The sequence below is a fragment of the Streptomyces sp. NPDC017991 genome (genome assembly GCF_044328075.1).
Classification (GTDB): Bacteria; Actinomycetota; Actinomycetes; order Streptomycetales; family Streptomycetaceae; genus Streptomyces.
This window is the reverse complement of sequence record NZ_JBIRGP010000011.1, coordinates 287,173-305,034: the sequence shown is the minus strand read 5'-3', so window position 1 is coordinate 305,034 and position 17,862 is coordinate 287,173. Positions and strand designations below refer to the sequence as shown.

The window sequence follows — 17,862 nt, the reverse complement described above, 5'->3', positions numbered from 1 at the left end:
CACAGCGCCACCGGGCCACCGGGCCCCGGGGCGGCGCTACTTGGCGGCTTCCTTCTCGGTCTCCTTCTCGGTCTCCCGCACCGCCTCCTTGACGGACCCCTTCGCGGGGCCGTACGTGCGTCTGCCCCGCCGGTAGGCGATCTCGCCCAGGATGACGTCCACCGCGATGAAGGCGGCCAGCGAGATGCCGAGGAGGGGCACGAAGTACCCGAGGACGGCGATGCCCGCCATCAGCGGGACGAGGATGTGCGCGGGCACCTGCTGCCAGGCGCCGCGCGGGACGGGACGGCCGAAGGCCGAGGCGCGGCCCCGCTGCCACCACATGCGGTAGCCCCACAGGATCAGCAGGATCAGGCTGAGGGCGAGGGCCATCAGCACCAGTTGGTTGACGACGCCGAAGAGGACACCGGTGTGCGCGTCGATCCCCCAGCGGGTGAGCTTCGCCAGCACCGGGAAGTCGGCGAACCGTACGGTGTCCGTCACCTCGCCGGTCGCCGGGTCGACCGCGACCGCGTCCTGCTTGGTGGGCCAGCTGCGCTGGACCTGGCCGACCTTGTAGGCCGACGAGTCGTCGGCGGGCGGCACGATCTCCACCGGGTCGCCCAGCCCCTCGGCCCGCGCGGCGGCCAGCACCTTGTCGAGGCCGACACCGTGCTCGACACCGCCCTCGGCCGCACCGGAGTCGTGGCCCGAGTGTTCCCCGCCCGCGGCGGCCGACACCGACGGGGTCGCCTGGCGGAGCGAGGTGCGCAGTTCGTCGATGTTCGCTCCGGCGTACGTCGACCAGGTCAGGCCCGTCGCCGAGAGGAAGATGAAGCCGGCCGCGGCCCAGACGCCGACCGAGCCGTGCAGACCGAGGGTGCGCCGGCGCCCGCTGGTGCCGCGTAGCTTGCGCTGCGTACGACGGCGGCCGAACCAGAGGACGAGGCCGCCGCCGGCGATCACCCACAGCCAGCTGGCGGCCAGTTCGCTGTAGAGGCGGCCGTCGTCGCCGAGTTTCAGGTTCGCGTGGAACTCGTCGATCCAGGTGCGCAGCGGCAGCGCCCCGGTGGATCCGTACTGTTCGAGCGCGCCGCGCACCTCGGCGGTGTACGGGTCGACGAACACCGCGAGGGTGTGGGTCTCGCCGATGCCGGAGACGCCGGACAGCATCACCCTGGTCGTCGCGTCGTCCTCGGGCGAGGGGCGTATCGCGGAGACCGTTCCCTCCGGGTGGGCCTTGCGCGCGGCGGCGACCTGCTCGGAGATCGGCAGCTTCTCGTCGCCGGCCGGGACGGTCATCTCGTGCGAGTAGAGGATCTTCTCGGCCTGGAACGACGCCGCGTAGAGGAATCCGGTCGTGGCGGCGACCAGCAGGAACGGGGCGACGAGCACGCCGGCGTAGAAGTGCAGCCGCAGCACCAGCGGGCGCAGCGGCGCCCAGCCGCCGGGTTTGGGCGTGGCGGGGGTGGCGGACCGCGGGGGCTCGTCCGTCTCGGTCGTGGGAGCGGTGGACATCGGCTGGCTTCTCCGGTCGGGCAGGGGACGACGGGGCCGTACTCGGCCGTGCGGTGCAGTAGTCGGTGGGCGGGCCCGTCGAGTTCCCGGAGATTCATATGGCGTGGGTCACACGCCTGTTCGGGTGCCAGGGAGTCGCCTCGCACCCCGGAGATCCGCTTGGCATGCTGGCGCGATGGCATCATCCAGTGACCTCACGCCCCTCAGCGCCCGAGTGGAGGAACTCCTCTCCCGTCCGGGCCCGTTGCCGATCGTCGCCGCCGGTGACCCCGTGCTGCGCGGTGCGGCCGAGCCGTTCGACGGCCAGCTTGAGCCGGCGCTCCTGGCGCACTTCGTCTCGGCCCTGCGCGACACCATGCACGCGGCGCCGGGAGTGGGGCTGGCCGCGCCCCAGGTGGGCATCCCCCTGCGCATCGCGGTGATCGAGGACCCGGCGCCCGTCCCGGACGAGATCCGCGAGGTACGCGGCCGGGTACCGCTGCCCTTCCGGGTCCTGGTCAACCCGGTGTACGAGGCCGTGGGCACCGCGCGTGCCGCGTTCTTCGAGGGCTGTCTGAGCGTGCCGGGCTGGCAGGCGGTGGTGGCGAGGCCCGCCGAGGTGCGGCTCCTGGCGCGGGACGAGCACGGCGGTCCGGTGGACGAGGTGTTCACGGGCTGGCCGGCCCGGATCGTCCAGCACGAGACCGACCATCTGGACGGCACGCTCTATCTCGACCGGGCGGAACCGCGCTCGCTGTCCTCCAACGAGGCGATGGGGCGGTGGTGGGCCCAGCCGACTCCGTCGGAGGCGGCGAAGCGGCTGGGCTTCCCCCTGTAGTCCGGGCTGCCGGGCCGGGTTATTTCCTGCCCGGCCGGGCTACTTCCTGCCCGGCCGGGCTACTTCCTGCCCGGCCGGGCTACTTCCTGCCAGGCCGGGCTACTTCCCTGCCAGGCCGGGCTACTTGCTGTCGCGGTACGCCTCCAGCAGCCTCAGCCACACCTCACTGATCGTCGGGTAGGACGGAACCGCGTGCCACAGCCGGTCGACCGGGACCTCTCCGACGACCGCGATCGTGGCGGAGTGGATCAGCTCGCCGGTGCCGGGACCGACGAAGGTGACACCGCGCAGGGTCTCGGTGTCCAGGTCGACGATCATCCGGGCCCGGCCGCGGTAGCCGTCGGCGTACAGGCCGGCGCCGGCGACCGTGGAGAGGTCGACGTCGACCGCCCTGACGCGGTGGCCGGCCTGCTCGGCCTCGGCGAGGGAGAGTCCCACGGAGCCGGCCTCCGGGTCGGTGAAGACGACCTGGGGGACGGCGGCGAGGTCGGCGGTCGCGGAGTGCGCGCCCCAGGGGTCGCTCTCCAGGATCGGGACACCGGCCGCCCGGGCGGCGATGGCGGCGCCCGCGATCCGCGCTTGGTACTTGCCCTGATGGGTGAGCAGGGCGCGGTGGTTGACGTCGCCGACCCCGTACAGCCAGTCGCTGCCCGTGACCCGCAGGCTGTCGTCGACCTCCAGCCAGGAACCGGGGGTGAGGCCGACCGTCTCCAGGCCGACGTCGTCGGTGCGCGGGGCGCGTCCGGTGGCGAACAGGATCTCGTCGGCCTCGATGCGGTCGCCCGTGGAGGTGGTGACGACGACCGTGCCGCCCTCCCGTGTCACCGACTCGACCGAGGCGCCGGTGCGTACGTCCGCGCCCGCCTCGGTGAGGGCCTCGGCGACCAGCTCGCCGGCGAAGGGCTCCATGCGGGGCAGCAGGCCCTTGCCCCGGACGAGGACCGTGACCTGGGAGCCGAGGGCCTGCCAGGCGGTGGCCATCTCCACGCCGACGACTCCGCCGCCGACGACGACGAGGCGGCCCGGGACGGTCCGGGCGCTGGTGGCCTCACGGCTGGTCCAGGGCTTGACCTCGTCGATTCCCGGCAGGTCGGGCAGTACGGCCCGGGTGCCGGTGCTGACCGCCACGGCGTGCCGGGCGGTCAGCACGTGCCGTTCCCCGTCGGGGCCCTCGACCGTGACCCGGCGCGGCCCGTCGAGCCTGCCGTGTCCTCGGTAGAGGTCGACTCCGACGCCTTCCAGCCACTGGACCTGGCCGTCGTCCTTCCAGTCCGAGGTGTAGTAGGTGCGGTGGGCGAGGACCGCCGCCGCGTCGAGGGGGCCCTGCACGGCCTGGCTCAGGCCGGGCACCTTGCGGGCGTCCGCGCGGGCGATCACCGGGCGCAGCAGGGCCTTGCTGGGCATGCAGGCCCAGTACGAGCACTCGCCGCCGACCAGCTCGCTCTCCACGATCGCGGCGGAGAGGCCTGCCGCCCGGGCGCGGTCGGCGACGTTCTCCCCCACGGGCCCGGCCCCTAGCACCACGACGTCGTACACGTTGGTTTCCGTTTCCGTCATGGGGTCAGTCTGGTCGTTGGTGTGGGTCGTGGCCACACGGGTATGCGCGCGGAATACGGCGCCGGTCGGTGCCGTTGTGGACAACGGCCACGCACCGACCCCGAGAAGAGGGATTCAACGCCATGAGCAGCACCGTGGAGCTCACCAAGGAGAACTTCGACCAGACGGTCACGGACAACGAATTCGTCCTGGTCGACTTCTGGGCGTCCTGGTGCGGCCCGTGCCGGCAGTTCGCCCCGGTCTACGAGAAGGCGGCGGAGGCCAATTCCGACCTGGTGTTCGCCAAGGTGGACACGGAGGCGCAGCCGGAGCTGGCGGCGGCCTTCGACATCCAGTCGATCCCGACGCTGATGATCATCCGCGACCAGGTGGCGATCTTCGCCCAGCCGGGTGCGCTGCCCGAGGCAGCCCTGGAGGACGTCATCGGCCAGGCCCGCAAGCTGGACATGGAAGAGGTCCGCAAGTCGGTCGCGGAGGAGCAGGCGAAGCAGGCCGAGTAGCGGCCCCGTATGGGGCGCGGGGCTGTATCGACGTGCGGCTCCGCCGGGCGGGCGCGAGCAACCCCCACGCACCCGCGGATCACCACGCACGGCGGCACGTCGGCCGCCCGCAGGGCACACGCCCCGGGCCGGCCGGCACCCGCCGAGCCGTCAGCTCGACTCCCGGTGGACGACCTCCGCCCCCAGCACCTCGTGCGCCTCCGGCTCCGCCGCGGGCTCGCGCACCGCACGGTCGACCAGCTCGGCGAGCTCCCGCCCGGACGGCAGCTCGATGTGGACCGTGCTCAGCCGGGGCCGCAGCAGCCGTCCCAGCATCAGATCGTCGGCGCCGACGACGGCCGTCTCGCCCGGTACACCGATCCCCTCGTCCTGCAGCGCGCGCATCAGCAGCATCGCGAACTCGTCGTTGTACGCGAAGACGGCGTCCAGGCCGAGCGACCGCCAGCGCCCCGCGAGATCGGCCGCGGCCTTCTCGTCGTAGGCGAGCGGCACCTCGCTCACCGTGGCGTCCGAGCCGGCCAGAGCCTGCCGTACGCCTGCGAGCCGGGGCCTGGAGAAGATCTCCAGACCGGGATCCTCGGGCACCAGCACCCCGACGCGGCGGTAGCCCCGGGCCAGCAGGTGCGCGCCGACGCTGCGGCCGACCTCCTGGTGGTCCATGAGGAGCGCGTGTGCGCCCTCGATGCGTTCGGGACCGAGGGTGACCACCGCCCGGGCGCCGGAGCGTTTGAGCACGGACACGCCCCGCGGGCCCAGTCCCCCGCCGGGCGCCAGTACGGCGACCGGCCGCAGCTCGGCCCAGGCGCGGGCCGCCTCGTCACCCCGCAGGCCCAGTCCCCCGTACTGCACGACGGTGTATTCGAGTCGGCTGAGCGCCCACTGGAGTTCGTTGAAGAACTGGCTGTAGAGCGGGCCCACGGGCACGTCCGGCGCGGGCATCAGGACCATGCGGCTGTGCCCGGCACGCAGACTGCGGGCCGCGGCGTGCGGCACGTACCCGAGTTCCTCGGCGGCCTGGTGGACACGGCGGCGGGTGGGCTCGCTGATCCGTACGGCGCTGGTGTTGTTGAGGACGTAGGAGACGGTCGCGCGGGACACACCCGCCAGGCGGGCCACGTCGGCACTCGTCGGCACGGAGCGCTGGGCGGGCGGCGGAGGGGCGGACGTTTTCGGTAGCTGCACCATGAGGTACGGCATCCTTGCAGAAGCCCCGCGCGGGCCCGGGGCCGGGGGGCGGCCCAAGTCGCTTCCCCGCCAAGGCAGTTCCGTACGGGTCGGGCGTGCAACCCGGTACGCGTCAGGCGGGCGACTCCGTACGCGTCACGCGTGCGACGAGGTCGGTCCAGCCCGCTTCCAGCCGCTCCAGCGGCATCCCGCACTCCTTGGTCAGGTGGTGGATCAGCGCGGGGTCGAGGTACCCCATCAGTGTCTGGGCGAGGAGGGCGCAGTCGGCGTCCGGCGCCGCCTGGCGCAGCAGCAGGGTGACGTGGCCGGTCAGAAAACGCTGCGGCGGGAACGAGAAGCGGCGGGCCGGTTCCGGCTGGGCGGCCAGTTGCAGATCCAGTTGCTCGACCGACTGGCGCAGGACGGCGGACCCGAACGCCCTCAGCCGCTCGACGGGCGGCGCGCCGGGGCCCAGCGGCGGCGGTCCGCCGAGGAAGGCGGCCTGGAGCTGCTTGGCGGAGTGGTCCAGGAGTGCCATCAGCAGGCCGGTGCGGTCACCGAAGCGGCGGAAGACGGTTCCTTTGCCGACCTCGGCGGCCACGGCCACGGCCTCCATCGTGACGCCGGCCGCGCCGTGTTCCGCGACCAGGCGGGTGGCCGCCTCCAACAGCCGGGCCCGGTTGCGGGCCGCGTCGGCACGCAGGCACGGCTCGTCCTCACCGGAGGTGAGTTCCAGGAGAACGGGCTCGCCGGTGGGCTCCTGAGGCTTGGGAAAGGGCGGCAGGGAGGCGGACATGAAGACAGCGTAACGCCGGGGGAAGAAAACTGGACCGCGGTCCGTTTGACTGGTAGAACTCTAAACGGACCCCGGTCCGGATCGTAACGGCAATGTTTCATCCTCCTTGGAGCCCCCATGACTGTTCGTATCCTCGCGCTCGTCGGCAGCCTTCGCGCCGGCTCGCACAACCGCCAGCTCGCCGAGGCCGCCGTCAAGCTCGCGCCCGAGGGCGCGGAGGTCGACCTGTTCGAGGGCCTGGCCGACATCCCCTTCTACAACGAGGACATCGACATCGAGGGCGACGTCCCGCCCGCCGCGGCCCGGCTGCGCGAGGCCGCCGGAGGCGCCGACGCCATCCTGCTCTTCTCGCCCGAGTACAACGGCACCATCCCGGCCGTCCTGAAGAACGCCATCGACTGGCTGTCCCGCCCGTTCGGCGCGAGCGGCCTCAAGGACAAGCCCCTCGCCGTGGTCGGCACCGCCTACGGCCAGTTCGGCGGCGTCTGGGCGCAGGACGAGGCCCGCAAGTCCGCCGGCATCGCCGGAGCCAAGGTTCTTGAGGACATCAAGCTCTCCATCGCCGGCTCGGTCGTCCGCTTCGCCGAGACGCACCCCTCCGACGACGCCGAGGTCGCCGCCCAGCTGACCGAGGTCATCAGCCGGATCCACGGCGAGGCCACCGCCCCCGTCGCCGCCTGACACCGGGCCACCTGCACATCTCCTGCTGACGCGCGGCCACCGCCGCGCGTCACAGTCGTACGCGGTACGGGTGCGCCTCAGCCGAGTCCGGCCAGCCGCTCCACCACCGGCGCGACCCCGCGCTCGATCCACTCGGCGGGCTCGTCGACGCGCGGGCCCAGGATCAGGGTCTCGATCCCGAGCTTCGCGTACTGCGCCATCTCCCGTGTGAAGGCGTCCAGTTCGGCCCCGCTCCTGGGGTCGCCCGAGTGGACCATCGTCTTGCGCACCTCGGCGTAGTCGCGCCCCACGGCATCGCAGTGTCCGCGCAGGACGTCCAGCTTGTGCCCGACCTCCTCGGGGGTCGAGGCGAACAGGTTGCAGGCGTCCGCGTACCGGGCGACCAGCCGCAGCGTCTTCTTCTCGCCGCCGCCACCGACCATGATCTCCGGACGCGGGGTGCTCACCGGAGCCGGTACGCAGAGGGTCTCGGCGAGTTGGTAGTGCTTGCCCTCGAAGGGTCCGTTCGTCTGCGGGTCCCACATCCGCAGACAGATCCGCAGCGTCTCCTCCAGCCGTTCGAAACGCTCCGCGAGCGCCGGGAACGGCACGCCCAGGCCCTCGTGCTCACGGTCGTACCAGGCCGCCCCGATCCCGAGCGTGGCGCGCCCGCCCGACAGGACGTCGAGCGTGGTGGCGATCTTGGCGAGGAGTCCGGGGTGGCGGTAGGTCACCCCGGTCACCAGCGTCCCGAGCCGGACCGTGGAGGTGTGGGCCGCGAGGAAGCCGAGGGTCGTGTACGACTCCAGCATGGCGTCCTCGGCACCGCCGTTGAACTCCATCTGGAAGTAGTGGTCCATGACCGACATCCAGCTCACCCCCGCGGCCTCGGCGGCGGCGCCCGCCGCGGCCAGTTCGGGGCCGATCGCGGCCGCGCCGCGAGGATGGTTGAACCGGTTGATGTGCACGCCGACCCGCATGTCCGTCTCCGTCGTCCTGGAAGCACCGCCGGACCGTCGCCGACTCCCGTGACCGTAGGACGTGAAGAGCGCTCGAAGGCAAGCCCGGACCACCGGGAAGCGCTCGGCGCGCGGGCGAACCGCCTTCCCCGGCAACGAAGTTGCCCGACCCGTACCGCATACGCCATCCGGGGGTTACCGTTCGGTAGACATCGTGCTCCCGGAGGTGGCAGCCCCTGATGACTCCCCACCGTGTACGGAAGACCGCGTGACGTCCGGCCGGGCCGCGGGACTGGCGGAGCGCGCGCGTGCCCTGGCCGAGGGCTCGGTGTCCTCGCGGGCGCTCGTCGAGGAGGCCCTCGCCGGGATCGCGGCGACCCAGGGCACACTGAACGCCTTCCGGCTGGTGCGCGCCGAGGCGGCGCTCGCCGAGGCCGACGCCGCCGACGAGGAACTGGCGGCCGGCGGACACCGGCCCCTGCTCGGGGTGCCGGTGGCGGTCAAGGACGACATGGATGTGGCGGGGGAACCGACGGCCTTCGGCTGCCGCGGCGAGTTCCCACCGGTCGCCGAGGACGGCGAGGCGGTACGCCGGCTGCGGGCGGCCGGGGCCGTGATCGTCGGCAAGACCAACACCTGCGAGCTGGGGCAGTGGCCCTTCACCGAGGGCCCGGCCTTCGGCGAGACCCGCAACCCGTGGCACACCGGGCACACGCCGGGCGGCTCGTCCGGCGGCTCGGCCGCCGCCGTCGCGGCGGGCCTGGTCCCCGCCGCGCTGGGCTCGGACGGGGCGGGCTCGGTGCGCATCCCCGCGTCCTGGACCCATCTGATCGGCATCAAGCCGCAGCGGGGCCGGATCTCGACCTGGCCGCGCCCCGAGTCCTTCCACGGCATCACGGTCAACGGCTCGCTGGCCCGTACCGTCGAGGACGCCGCGCTGCTCCTGGACGCGGCGAGCGGCAGCCACGCACGCGATCTGCACCGTCCGCCCGCGCTGCGCACGACGGACGCGGTGGGCCGGGATCCGGGGCGGCTGCGGATCGCGCTGTCGCTGAAGCCTCCGTTCACGGCGCTGCCCGCCCGCCTGCGCCCCGACGTACGGGCCCGGGTCGTCGCCCTCGCGGAACGGCTGGCCGCGCTCGGGCACGAGGTCGAGGAGGCCGACCCGGCGTACGGACGGATCGGTCTCGCGTTCGTACCGCGCGCCACCGCCGGTATCGCCGAGCGTGTGCGTGACGTGCCCGATCCCGCTCTGCTCGACCGGCGTACCCGTGAGGCGGCCCGGCTCGGGCGGCTGCTCGGCGGTGCCCCGCTGCGGGCCGCCCGGCGCGCCGAGGCACGGCTGCACCGGCGGATCGGTGCGCTCTTCGCGACGTACGACGTGATCCTGGCGCCGACGACGGCCGCTCCGGCGCCGCGGATCGGCGCGCTGCACGGTCTGAGCGGCTTCGGCACCGACCGGGCCATGATCGCCGCGTGTCCGTACGCCTGGCCGTGGAACGTGCTGGGCTGGCCCGGGGTGAACGTCCCGGCGGGCTTCGTCGACGGCTCCCTGCCCGTGGGTGCCCAGCTCCTGGGCCCCGCGAACAGCGAGCCGCTCCTCGTCTCGCTCGCCGCGCAGCTGGAGGCGGACCAGCGGTGGTACGAGCGGTGGCCCGACCGCGCGGCGGGTCGCGAGACGGGCGGCGGTGCGACGGAGTTCGGTCCGCACGCCGGTCCGTGGGCCACGGGCCCGTAGGCTTGGTGACATGGACGACGCGTCGATGGTGGGACTCATGGGGCGGGTCACCGGCACGGTGGGGCCCGGGCTCGTGGGCGAGGTGATCGTCCGGGTGCGTGGCGGCGCCGAGCACTTCCTCGCGTACGCCGCCTCCTCGAAGGACCGTATCGAGTCGGGCACGGTGGTCATGGTGGTGGAGTACCTGCCGCCGCGCACGGTGTACGTGTCGCCCGCGTACGACAGTTGAAGCCTGTGTGGGCGTCTTGACCATGTGAGCGTGTAGTACGTATCAAGGATGTCCCAAGGACGCGTCGGGCTCTGTACCCACGGGTCCGCGCGGGCGCACACTCCCTTCGTTCGGTGCCGACAGGGCACCAGGCAACAGGGGGCGAATGCCGATGATCGTCGGCGTCGTGGCGGGGGCAGCGGTCCTCGCGCTCGTTTTCATCGTGGTGGTCTTCAAGCTCATGTGGCGGGTCGCCGAGCCCAACGAAGCGCTGATCATCTCCGGTTCGAAGCATCGTACGGAGGGCCTTGAGGAAGGCATGGGCTTCCGTATCGTCACCGGGCGCGGCACGCTCGTGCTGCCGGGCGTCCAGGCGGTACGCAAACTCTCGCTCGACCTCAACGAGACCGAACTGTCCGTGGACTGCGTGACCCACCAGGGCATTCCGCTCAAGGTGCGGGGCGTCGTCATCTTCAAGGTGGGCGACGACTTCGTGTCGATCGCCAACGCGGGCCGCCGCTTCCTCGACCAGCAGAAGCTGATGGCGGAGCGGGTGCACAACGTCTTCGCCGGTCATCTGCGGTCCATCGTCGGCGGGTTGACCGTCGAGGACATGATCCGCGACCGGGAGAAGCTCACCGGGCAGACCCGTGCCGCGTGCGGTACGGAGATGGAGAAGCTGGGGCTGATCGTCGACTCGCTGCAGATCCACGAGATCGAGGATCCGACGGGGTACATCAAGAACCTGGCCATGCCGCACGCGGCGGCCGTCCAGCGGGACGCCCGGATAGCGCAGGCCGAGGCCAACCGGCTGGCCACCGAGGCCGAACAGCAGGCCGCCGCGCGGATGTCGGAGGCGACCCGGGACAGCGAGATCCTGCAGGCCGGGTACCAGGCGGAACGCGACCACGCCGGGGCCAAGTCGCGGCAGGCGGGCCCGCTCGCCGACGCGGCCGCCCGGCAGGAGGTCGTGGTCCAGGAGACACGCGTCGCCGAGCTGGAGTCGCACCGGCGCGAGCAGCAGCTCCAGACGGACGTCCGCAAGCCCGCGGACGCGAAGGCGTACGAGAAGCGCACGCTGGCCGAGGCGGAGCGTGATGTGCGGATCTCCGCCGCGCAGACCAGGCGAAGGAGACGGAGCTGGCCGCCGCGGCGGAGGCGACACGGGTCAAGACGGCCGCGGGGGCGGAGGCCGAGGCCACGAAGGCGCGGGGCGCCGCCGCCGCGACGGCGACCAGGGCCACGGGTGAGGCGGAGGCCGCCGCCGCGCAGGCCAAGGGGCTCGCGATCGCCGAGTCCACGCGGGCGAAGGGGCTCGCGGAGGCGGAGGCCATCGCGGCCCGGGCCGCCGCGCTGGCCGAGAACCAGGAGGCCGTGGTCGCGCAGCAACTCGCGGAGAACTGGCCGGAGATCGTCAAGGCGGGTGCGGGGGCGTTCGGGAACGTCGAGCACATGGTGCTGCTGAACGGGGCCGAGGGGATGTCGGACATGTTCGCCAAGGCCCTGACCATGGGTGGGACGGGGCTCGGGCTGGCCCGGCAGTTGCTCGCCTCCATGAGCGCGAACGGGCGGGTGGGCGCGGAGGGTTCGCCCGTGAACGGGTTCGCCCCGGGGAGCGCGGGGAGTTCCTCGAAGAGGGTGCCTGTGGACGGGGAGTCGTAGCAGCGCCGTCGGTGTGGGTGTTCGTTGCCGGGTGCGGGTCCGCTGTGGCTGATCGCGCAGTTCCCCGCGCCCCTGAAAGCGGCGGTTGCCCGTGTCCCCGGCTGGAAAGGGGCACGGGAATCGCCGCGGGAGGCGCGGGTTAACGTGTCGGCTGTGACTGCTTCTGCCGAGCAACAAGACGTTCCCGGGCGATTCGGGCCCTCCGCCACCGTCGAGGCCGATCCGCGGCGGGTCGGGGTCGTGCGGACCGAGTACTCCCCCGCGCACGACGGCGACCCGGACCCGGGCGAGATCGTGTGGACGTGGGTGCCCTACGAGGAGAACGACGGGCGGGGCAAGGACCGGCCGGTGCTGGTGGTCGCCCGCGAGGGAGCCGATACGTTCCTCGCCGTGCAGTTGTCGAGCAAGGGGCACAGCGGCGACCGGGAGTGGGTGCCGATCGGCAGCGGGCCGTGGGACCGGTCCGGGCGCGACTCGTGGGTCGACGTGGACCGGGTGCTGCGGCTGCACGAGAAGGGGATGCGCCGGGAGGCGTGCGCGCTGGACCGGATGCGGTTCAACCTGGTGGTGCACCGGCTGCGGGAACGCTACGGCTGGCGCTGAACGGGTCTGAACTCCTGCTCGAAGGCCGCCCGGACCACCGCTCCCCTCGTCCGGTCCAGGACGCCGAAGACGACGTGCTCGAAGGTGCCGGAGAAGCGTCCGCCGTCCCCGAGGAGCGTGGAGAAGGTGCTCGCCACCCGCGCCGGGTCGTTCTGGAACACTCCGCAGCCCCCTGCGCCGAGCACCAGCCGGCGGTAGCCGTGTGCCTCGGCGGTCTCCAGCACCCGCTCGGCGCGGGAGGCGAGCGCGTGCGGCAGCTCGGGCACGCGCTCCGGCGTCGTGCGTTTGATCACTCCGGCGTTGGGTGCGGCGGCCGTGAGGAATCCGGCGGTGTACGGCTCGTCGAGCAACGCTCCCCGGTCGTCGCGGAAGACCGGGACGGCCGGTGAGTGGATCACCCGGTCGGTGTAGAAGGCGTCGCGGTGTGTCCGGTGGTGGTCGTAGAACTCACGGACCTCCACCACACACGTGTACAGCGCCGAGGCCCGGCACAGGGCCTCTTCCTGGGCCTGCGCGCCGTTCAGATAGCCGCCGCCGGGGTTGCGCGCCGAGGAGAAGTTCAGCACCGCGACCGGACCGGTCAGCCGGCGGGCCGCTTCCAGGCTGCTCTCGCCCGTGACCTCGAAGAACGTGTCCGCGCAAGAGCCCGTGGAGGCGGCAGAACCGGTGGAGCGCGGTGTCCCGACGGGCTGCGGGCCGTACATCCGGGTGCCCGCACGGGCGGCGGCCACCGCCGCGGCGATCGACACCTCGCGCCCGTCGGACGCGCGGTACGAACCCGCCGCGACGATCTCCTCCGTCTGCCGTGCGATCGCGCGCAGCCGTGCGCTCATGGCGCCACCCCTGTAGGCGCCGTGCTCGCGCCTTGCGCGATCTCCCCCGGTACCCCTGTCGCATCCCCCGTCGTGCTCATGAACGCATGGTGAGCGATCCTGGTCTGGAGTCGCAACAGAGTTTCACGCACCCATAAGCGGCGATACGCACCCTTGTGCGAACCGGCTCAAGGGTCTTGGGTGGGACGAGCGTCTGTCGGACCGGCCCATCCGAAGCCGGTCCGGCGGCATGGATGGAATCTCAGGAGGATCCCGACATGTCCGATTCGGTGAGTGACTGTTCGGAGCCACGCCGCTCCGCCGTCACCGAGGCCGAAGTGGAGGCACTGGTCCGCGGCATATGCTTCAAGACCGGACCGCCCCGCTCCCTCGGTGTGGAACTCGAATGGCTCGTCCACGAGCCGCGCTCCCCGCGGCTCCCCGTACCACCTGAACGTCGCGAAGCGGCCTACGCCGCAGTGCGGGCCCTGCCCCTGAGTTCGGCGGTCACCGTCGAACCGGGCGGACAGCTGGAGCTCAGCTCCGCACCCGCCGCCTCCCTGACGGAAGTCATCACCTCCGTCTCCGCCGACCTCGACGCCGTACGCGGTGTACTGCGCGAGGCGGGTCTCGCCCTCTGCGGACTGGGCCAGGACCCCTGGAACGAACCCACCCGCTTTCTCCATGAGCCGCGCTACGACGCCATGGAGACCTGTCTCGACCGTGCGGGCCCCGAGGGCCGCGCCATGATGTGCTCCTCCGCCTCCGTACAGGTCTGCCTGGACGCCGGGTACGAGGAACCGGGACCGCTCGGTCTCGGGCGGCGCTGGTGGCTGGCCCATCAGCTGGGCGCGGTGCTGGTGGGCGCCTTCGCCAATTCCCCGATGGCCCGGGGCCGGCCCACGGGCTGGCGCTCCACGCGGCAGTCCCTGTGGGCCGCGATGGATCCGGGCCGCACCAGCGCCCCGCCCCTCGACGGCGACCCGCGGGCCGCCTGGGCACGGCACGTCCTGGACGCGCCGGTGATGTGCGTCCGCGCGCCCGACGGCCCCTGGGACGTACCGGAGGGGCTGAGCTTCCGTGCCTGGACCCGGTCCGACGCACCACCGGGCCGGGAGGACCTCGACTACCACCAGACGACCCTGTTCCCGCCGGTGCGCCCGCGCGGGCATCTGGAGCTGCGCATGATCGACGCGCAGCCGGGCGACGACGGCTGGATCGTGCCGCTGGCCGTGACCGCGGCGCTGTTCGACGACCCCGAGGCCGCCGAGACCGCCTACCGGACGGTGAAACCCCTCGCCGAACGGGCCGGCGCGCTGCCCGCCCCGTGCAACCCGCTGTGGACGGCCGCCGCCCGCTCGGGCCTGGCCGATCCCGAGCTGCGGGAGGCGGCGGTGACCTGCTTCGCGGCGGCCGCCGACGCGCTGCCCAGGATCGGCGCGAGCGCCGAGGTGCAGCGGGCGGTCGCGGAGTTCACCGACCGCTATGTCGCCCGGGGCCGCTGTCCCGCCGACGACCTGCTCGACCGTGCCGCCGACTCCGGTCATCCGCAGCACGGCACGCTGTTCGGCACCGGACAGGGCGCAGGACACAGCACGGACCGCGGCACGGATCGCAGTACGGACCGCAGTACGGACCGCAGTACAGAACACAGCACAGAACACCTGCTCAGCGGGAAGGACTTCCGCCCATGACCGACCCCGGTACCGGCACTTCACTCGACGACCCGGAGACCCTCAGGAAGCGTGCGCTGGGGGCGCTGCTCACGGCCCGCGAGCGCACGGCGCTGCTGACGTCCTGTGTCGAGGACCCCGAACTGACCGCGCAGCACTCGCCGTTGATGTCCCCGCTGGTGTGGGACCTCGCGCACATCGGCAACCAGGAAGAGCTGTGGCTGCTGCGGACGGTCGCCGGCCGTGACGCGCTGCGGCCCGACATCGACGGCCTGTACGACGCGTTCGAGCACCCGCGCGCCGAACGGCCCTCGCTGCCGCTGCTGCCGCCCGCGGAGGCCCGCGACTACGCGGCCGAGGTTCGCGGCCGGGCGCTCGACATCCTGGAGAGCGCCGCGTTCGAGGGCACCGGCGCCCGGCTGACCGAGGCCGGGTTCGCCTTCGGCATGATCGCCCAGCACGAACAGCAGCACGACGAGACCATGCTGATTACCCATCAGCTCCGCAGGGGCCCGGTGGCCTTGACGGCTCCGGACCCGATACCCGTACCCGCGTTCACCGGGCCGGCCGAAGTGCTGGTCCCGGGCGGCCCGTTCACGATGGGCACGTCCACCGAGCCGTGGGCGCTGGACAACGAACGGCCGGCGCACGCGCGCCTGGTGCCACCGTTCCTCATCGACACCACTCCGGTGACGAACGAGGCGTACCAGGCGTTCATCGCGGACGGCGGCTACACCGACCGGCGCTGGTGGGCGCCGCAGGGCTGGGCCCACATCCGGGAACACTCCATCGAGGCGCCGCTGTTCTGGCGCCGCGACGGCGGGCAGTGGCTGCGGCGGCGCTTCGGCGCCACCGAGGTCGTACCGCCCGACGAGCCCGTCCTGCACGTCAGCTGGTACGAGGCCGACGCGTACGCGCGCTGGGCGGGGCGGCGCCTGCCCAGCGAGGCCGAGTGGGAGAAGGCCGCGCGGCACGACCCGGAGACGGGCCGCTCGACGCGCTATCCGTGGGGCGACGCCGACCCCACTCCCGAGCATGCCAACCTCGGCCAGCGCCATCTGCGCCCGGCGCCGGCCGGCAGCTATCCGGAGGGCCAGTCGCCGCTCGGTGTACGGCAGTTGATCGGTGACGTGTGGGAGTGGACGTCCAGCGATCTGCTCCCCTATCCGGGCTTCCACGCCTTCCCGTACAAGGAGTACTCGGAGGTGTTCTTCGGTTCGGAGCACAAGGTGTTGCGCGGCGGTTCGTTCGCCGTGGACGCGGTGGCGTGCCGGGGAACGTTCCGCAACTGGGACTATCCGGTCCGGCGGCAGATCTTCTCCGGGTTCCGTACCGCTCGGGACGCCCACCCGGATACCGCCTGATGTGCCGTCACCTGGCATACCTGGGGCCCGAGGAGCCGCTGGGGCGGCTCCTCGTGGACCCGGCCCACAGCCTGTACCGCCAGTCGTGGGCGCCCCGGCGCCAGCGGTACGGGACGGTCAACGCCGACGGTTTCGGCGTCGGCTGGTACGCCGAGGGCGACCCGGTGCCCGGGCGCTACCGGCGTACCGGGCCGATCTGGGGCGACCGGTCGTTCGCCGACCTGGGGCGGGTGGTGCGCTCGGGCGCGCTGCTCGCCGCGGTACGCGACGCGACCCTGGCGGGGGCGGACGGGGAGGCCGCGGCGGCGCCGTTCGCCGCGGGCACCTGGCTGTTCAGCCACAACGGCGCGATCGCCGGCTGGCCGGGTTCGCTGGCCCCGCTGGCCCGGACGCTGCCCGCCGAGGACCTGCTGTCGATGGAGGCGCGCTGCGACTCGGCGCTCGTCTGGGCGCTGGTCCTGAACCGGCTGCGCGGCGGTGACGAGGAGGGCCAGGCCCTCGCCGACACGGTTCTCGACGTGGCGGCGGCGGCTCCCGGCTCACGCCTCAACCTGCTGCTCACCAACGGCGAGGTGATCGCCGCCACCGCCTGGGGCGACACGCTCTGGTATCTGACCGAGCCCGGCCGGCGCACCGTCGTCGCGTCCGAGCCGTACGACGACGATCCGCACTGGCGGGAGGTGCCGGACCGCACGCTGCTCGCCGCGAGCCGCACGGACGTCCTGCTCACCCCGCTCAAGGACATCGACGAACCCATGGCATCCGTACCAGGCGCCTCCGCACCCAGCACATCCCCACCCGCCCCGTCCGTACCGAGCGCATCCGTTCCGAGCAAGGAGCCCCGTACGTGAGTCCGTTCCTGGTCACCCGCACGCTGCCCGAGGACGCCACGGACGCGGCCCTGCGGGCCGACGTCCTGCACGGTCTGACCCGCACTCCGAAGACGCTCCCGCCCAAGTGGTTCTACGACGCGCTCGGCAGCGAGCTCTTCGAGAAGATCACCGCGCTGCCCGAGTACTACCCCACGCGCGCCGAACGCGAGATCCTCGCCGCCCGGGCGCCCGAGATCGCCGCGGCGACCGGCGCGCGCACGCTCGTCGAGCTGGGCTCCGGCTCGTCCGAGAAGACCCGGCACCTGCTCGACGCGCTGCCGGCCCTGCACACCTATGTGCCGGTGGACGTGAGCGAGAGCGCGCTCACACAGGCCGGTGAGTCGTTGATCGCCGAGCGCCCCTCGCTCGACGTGCACGCGCTGATCGCCGACTTCACCGGTGGTCTCACGCTGCCCGGCACGCCCGGCCCGCGGCTCGTCGCGTTCCTCGGCGGCACGCTCGGCAACCTGCTGCCCGCCGAACGTGCCTCGTTCCTGGCGTCGGTACGTTCCCTGCTGTCGCCGGGAGACGCCCTGCTCCTCGGCACCGACCTGGTGAAGGACGAGTCGGTGCTCGTCGCCGCCTACGACGACGCGGCGGGGGTGACGGCCGCGTTCAACAAGAACGTGCTGAGCGTCGTCAACCGCGAACTCGGCGCGGACTTCGATCCCGACGGGTTCAGCCATGTCGCCCGCTGGAACGCCGGGGAGGAGTGGATCGAGATGCGGCTGCGCGCCCTTTCGGCCGCGACCGTGAAGATCCCGGCGCTCGACATCGCCGTGGAGTTCGCCGAGGGCGAGGAGATGCGCACCGAGGTGTCGGCGAAGTTCCGCGAGGCGGGCGTACGCGCGGAACTGGCCGCCACCGGACTCGAACTCACCCACTGGTGGACGGACAGCGAGGGGAGGTTCGCGCTGTCGCTGAGCACGGCCCGGTGAACCGCACCGGGTCGGAGCCCGCCGGAACCCGTGTTCCCCGGG

General features: G+C 72.7%; 16 protein-coding genes and 1 pseudogene. 11 read left to right on the top strand and 6 right to left on the bottom strand.

What is annotated here, in order from left to right; all coding sequences use genetic code 11:
- Window positions 1–36: 36 nt before the first annotated feature.
- Complete coding sequence (locus ACH4DZ_RS30350; RefSeq protein WP_398290580.1) at window positions 37–1,497, bottom strand: PepSY-associated TM helix domain-containing protein; 1,461 nt, start codon at window positions 1,495–1,497, stop codon at window positions 37–39.
- Window positions 1,498–1,672: 175 nt separating this feature from the next.
- Here ACH4DZ_RS30350 and ACH4DZ_RS30345 point away from each other — a divergent pair, with 175 nt between their 5' ends.
- Window positions 1,673–2,314, top strand: a complete 642-nt coding sequence (locus ACH4DZ_RS30345; protein WP_398290579.1) for a peptide deformylase — start codon at window positions 1,673–1,675, stop codon at window positions 2,312–2,314.
- Between the two features lie 120 nt (window positions 2,315–2,434).
- On the opposite strand, the gene ACH4DZ_RS30340 is transcribed toward ACH4DZ_RS30345, so the two are convergent.
- Complete coding sequence (locus ACH4DZ_RS30340; protein ID WP_398290578.1) at window positions 2,435–3,871, bottom strand: dihydrolipoyl dehydrogenase family protein; 1,437 nt, start codon at window positions 3,869–3,871, stop codon at window positions 2,435–2,437.
- Window positions 3,872–3,945: 74 nt separating this feature from the next.
- On the opposite strand from ACH4DZ_RS30340, the gene trxA reads away from it, so the two are divergent.
- Window positions 3,946–4,371 carry a thioredoxin gene (gene trxA, locus ACH4DZ_RS30335; protein ID WP_398290668.1) on the top strand — a complete coding sequence of 142 codons (426 nt, stop codon included), beginning with the start codon at window positions 3,946–3,948 and terminating at the stop codon, window positions 4,369–4,371.
- 150 nt (window positions 4,372–4,521) lie between these two features.
- Here the strand turns inward: trxA and ACH4DZ_RS30330 are convergent, their stop codons facing one another.
- Both ACH4DZ_RS30330 and ACH4DZ_RS30325 read right to left on the bottom strand, forming a co-directional pair.
- On the bottom strand, window positions 4,522–5,556 hold the full coding sequence (locus ACH4DZ_RS30330; protein ID WP_398290577.1) for a LacI family DNA-binding transcriptional regulator: 1,035 nt from the start codon (window positions 5,554–5,556) through the stop codon (window positions 4,522–4,524).
- Between the two features lie 112 nt (window positions 5,557–5,668).
- Window positions 5,669–6,331, bottom strand: coding sequence for a TetR/AcrR family transcriptional regulator (locus tag ACH4DZ_RS30325; RefSeq protein ID WP_398290576.1), 663 nt, complete (start codon window positions 6,329–6,331; stop codon window positions 5,669–5,671).
- A gap of 117 nt (window positions 6,332–6,448) precedes the next feature.
- On the opposite strand from ACH4DZ_RS30325, the gene ACH4DZ_RS30320 reads away from it, so the two are divergent.
- Complete coding sequence (locus tag ACH4DZ_RS30320) at window positions 6,449–7,012, top strand: NADPH-dependent FMN reductase (protein ID WP_398290575.1); 564 nt, start codon at window positions 6,449–6,451, stop codon at window positions 7,010–7,012.
- A gap of 77 nt (window positions 7,013–7,089) precedes the next feature.
- Here ACH4DZ_RS30320 and ACH4DZ_RS30315 read toward each other — a convergent pair whose 3' ends face one another.
- Window positions 7,090–7,971: an LLM class F420-dependent oxidoreductase gene (locus ACH4DZ_RS30315; protein ID WP_398290574.1), complete on the bottom strand. Its 882-nt coding sequence runs from the start codon at window positions 7,969–7,971 to the stop codon at window positions 7,090–7,092.
- A 247-nt stretch (window positions 7,972–8,218) separates the two neighbouring features.
- Here ACH4DZ_RS30315 and ACH4DZ_RS30310 point away from each other — a divergent pair, with 247 nt between their 5' ends.
- The 4 genes and pseudogenes from ACH4DZ_RS30310 (at window position 8,219) to ACH4DZ_RS30295 (ending at window position 12,161) form a co-directional block, all read left to right on the top strand.
- Window positions 8,219–9,688, top strand: coding sequence for an amidase (locus ACH4DZ_RS30310; protein WP_398290573.1), 1,470 nt, complete (start codon window positions 8,219–8,221; stop codon window positions 9,686–9,688).
- Between the two features lie 10 nt (window positions 9,689–9,698).
- The gene (locus ACH4DZ_RS30305) at window positions 9,699–9,917 is read left to right on the top strand and encodes a hypothetical protein (protein ID WP_199854866.1); all 219 of its coding nucleotides are present in this window, start codon (window positions 9,699–9,701) and stop codon (window positions 9,915–9,917) included.
- 145 nt (window positions 9,918–10,062) lie between these two features.
- Window positions 10,063–11,558 (top strand): annotated as a pseudogene (locus tag ACH4DZ_RS30300) (SPFH domain-containing protein).
- A 144-nt stretch (window positions 11,559–11,702) separates the two neighbouring features.
- Entirely contained in the window at window positions 11,703–12,161 is a 459-nt protein-coding gene (locus ACH4DZ_RS30295) for a type II toxin-antitoxin system PemK/MazF family toxin (RefSeq protein ID WP_398290572.1), read from the top strand.
- On the opposite strand, the gene ACH4DZ_RS30290 is transcribed toward ACH4DZ_RS30295, so the two are convergent.
- Window positions 12,146–12,994, bottom strand: a complete 849-nt coding sequence (locus tag ACH4DZ_RS30290) for a TIGR02452 family protein (RefSeq protein ID WP_398290571.1) — start codon at window positions 12,992–12,994, stop codon at window positions 12,146–12,148. The two genes, ACH4DZ_RS30295 and ACH4DZ_RS30290, sit on opposite strands and share 16 nt — an antisense overlap.
- Before the next feature lie 257 nt (window positions 12,995–13,251).
- Between ACH4DZ_RS30290 and egtA the strand changes: the two genes are divergently transcribed.
- Genes egtA through egtD form a run of 4 tightly spaced genes read left to right on the top strand, consistent with a single transcriptional unit; the run spans window position 13,252 to window position 17,820 of the window.
- Entirely contained in the window at window positions 13,252–14,667 is a 1,416-nt protein-coding gene (gene egtA / locus ACH4DZ_RS30285) for an ergothioneine biosynthesis glutamate--cysteine ligase EgtA (protein WP_398290570.1), read from the top strand.
- Window positions 14,664–16,010: an ergothioneine biosynthesis protein EgtB gene (gene egtB, locus ACH4DZ_RS30280; protein ID WP_398290569.1), complete on the top strand. Its 1,347-nt coding sequence runs from the start codon at window positions 14,664–14,666 to the stop codon at window positions 16,008–16,010. Before egtA ends, egtB begins: the two co-directional genes overlap by 4 nt.
- Window positions 16,010–16,861: an ergothioneine biosynthesis protein EgtC gene (egtC, locus tag ACH4DZ_RS30275; protein ID WP_398290568.1), complete on the top strand. Its 852-nt coding sequence runs from the start codon at window positions 16,010–16,012 to the stop codon at window positions 16,859–16,861. Before egtB ends, egtC begins: the two co-directional genes overlap by 1 nt.
- Window positions 16,858–17,820, top strand: coding sequence for an L-histidine N(alpha)-methyltransferase (gene egtD, locus ACH4DZ_RS30270; RefSeq protein WP_398290567.1), 963 nt, complete (start codon window positions 16,858–16,860; stop codon window positions 17,818–17,820). The genes egtC and egtD overlap by 4 nt, the downstream gene beginning before the upstream one ends.
- Window positions 17,821–17,862: the final 42 nt, after the last annotated feature.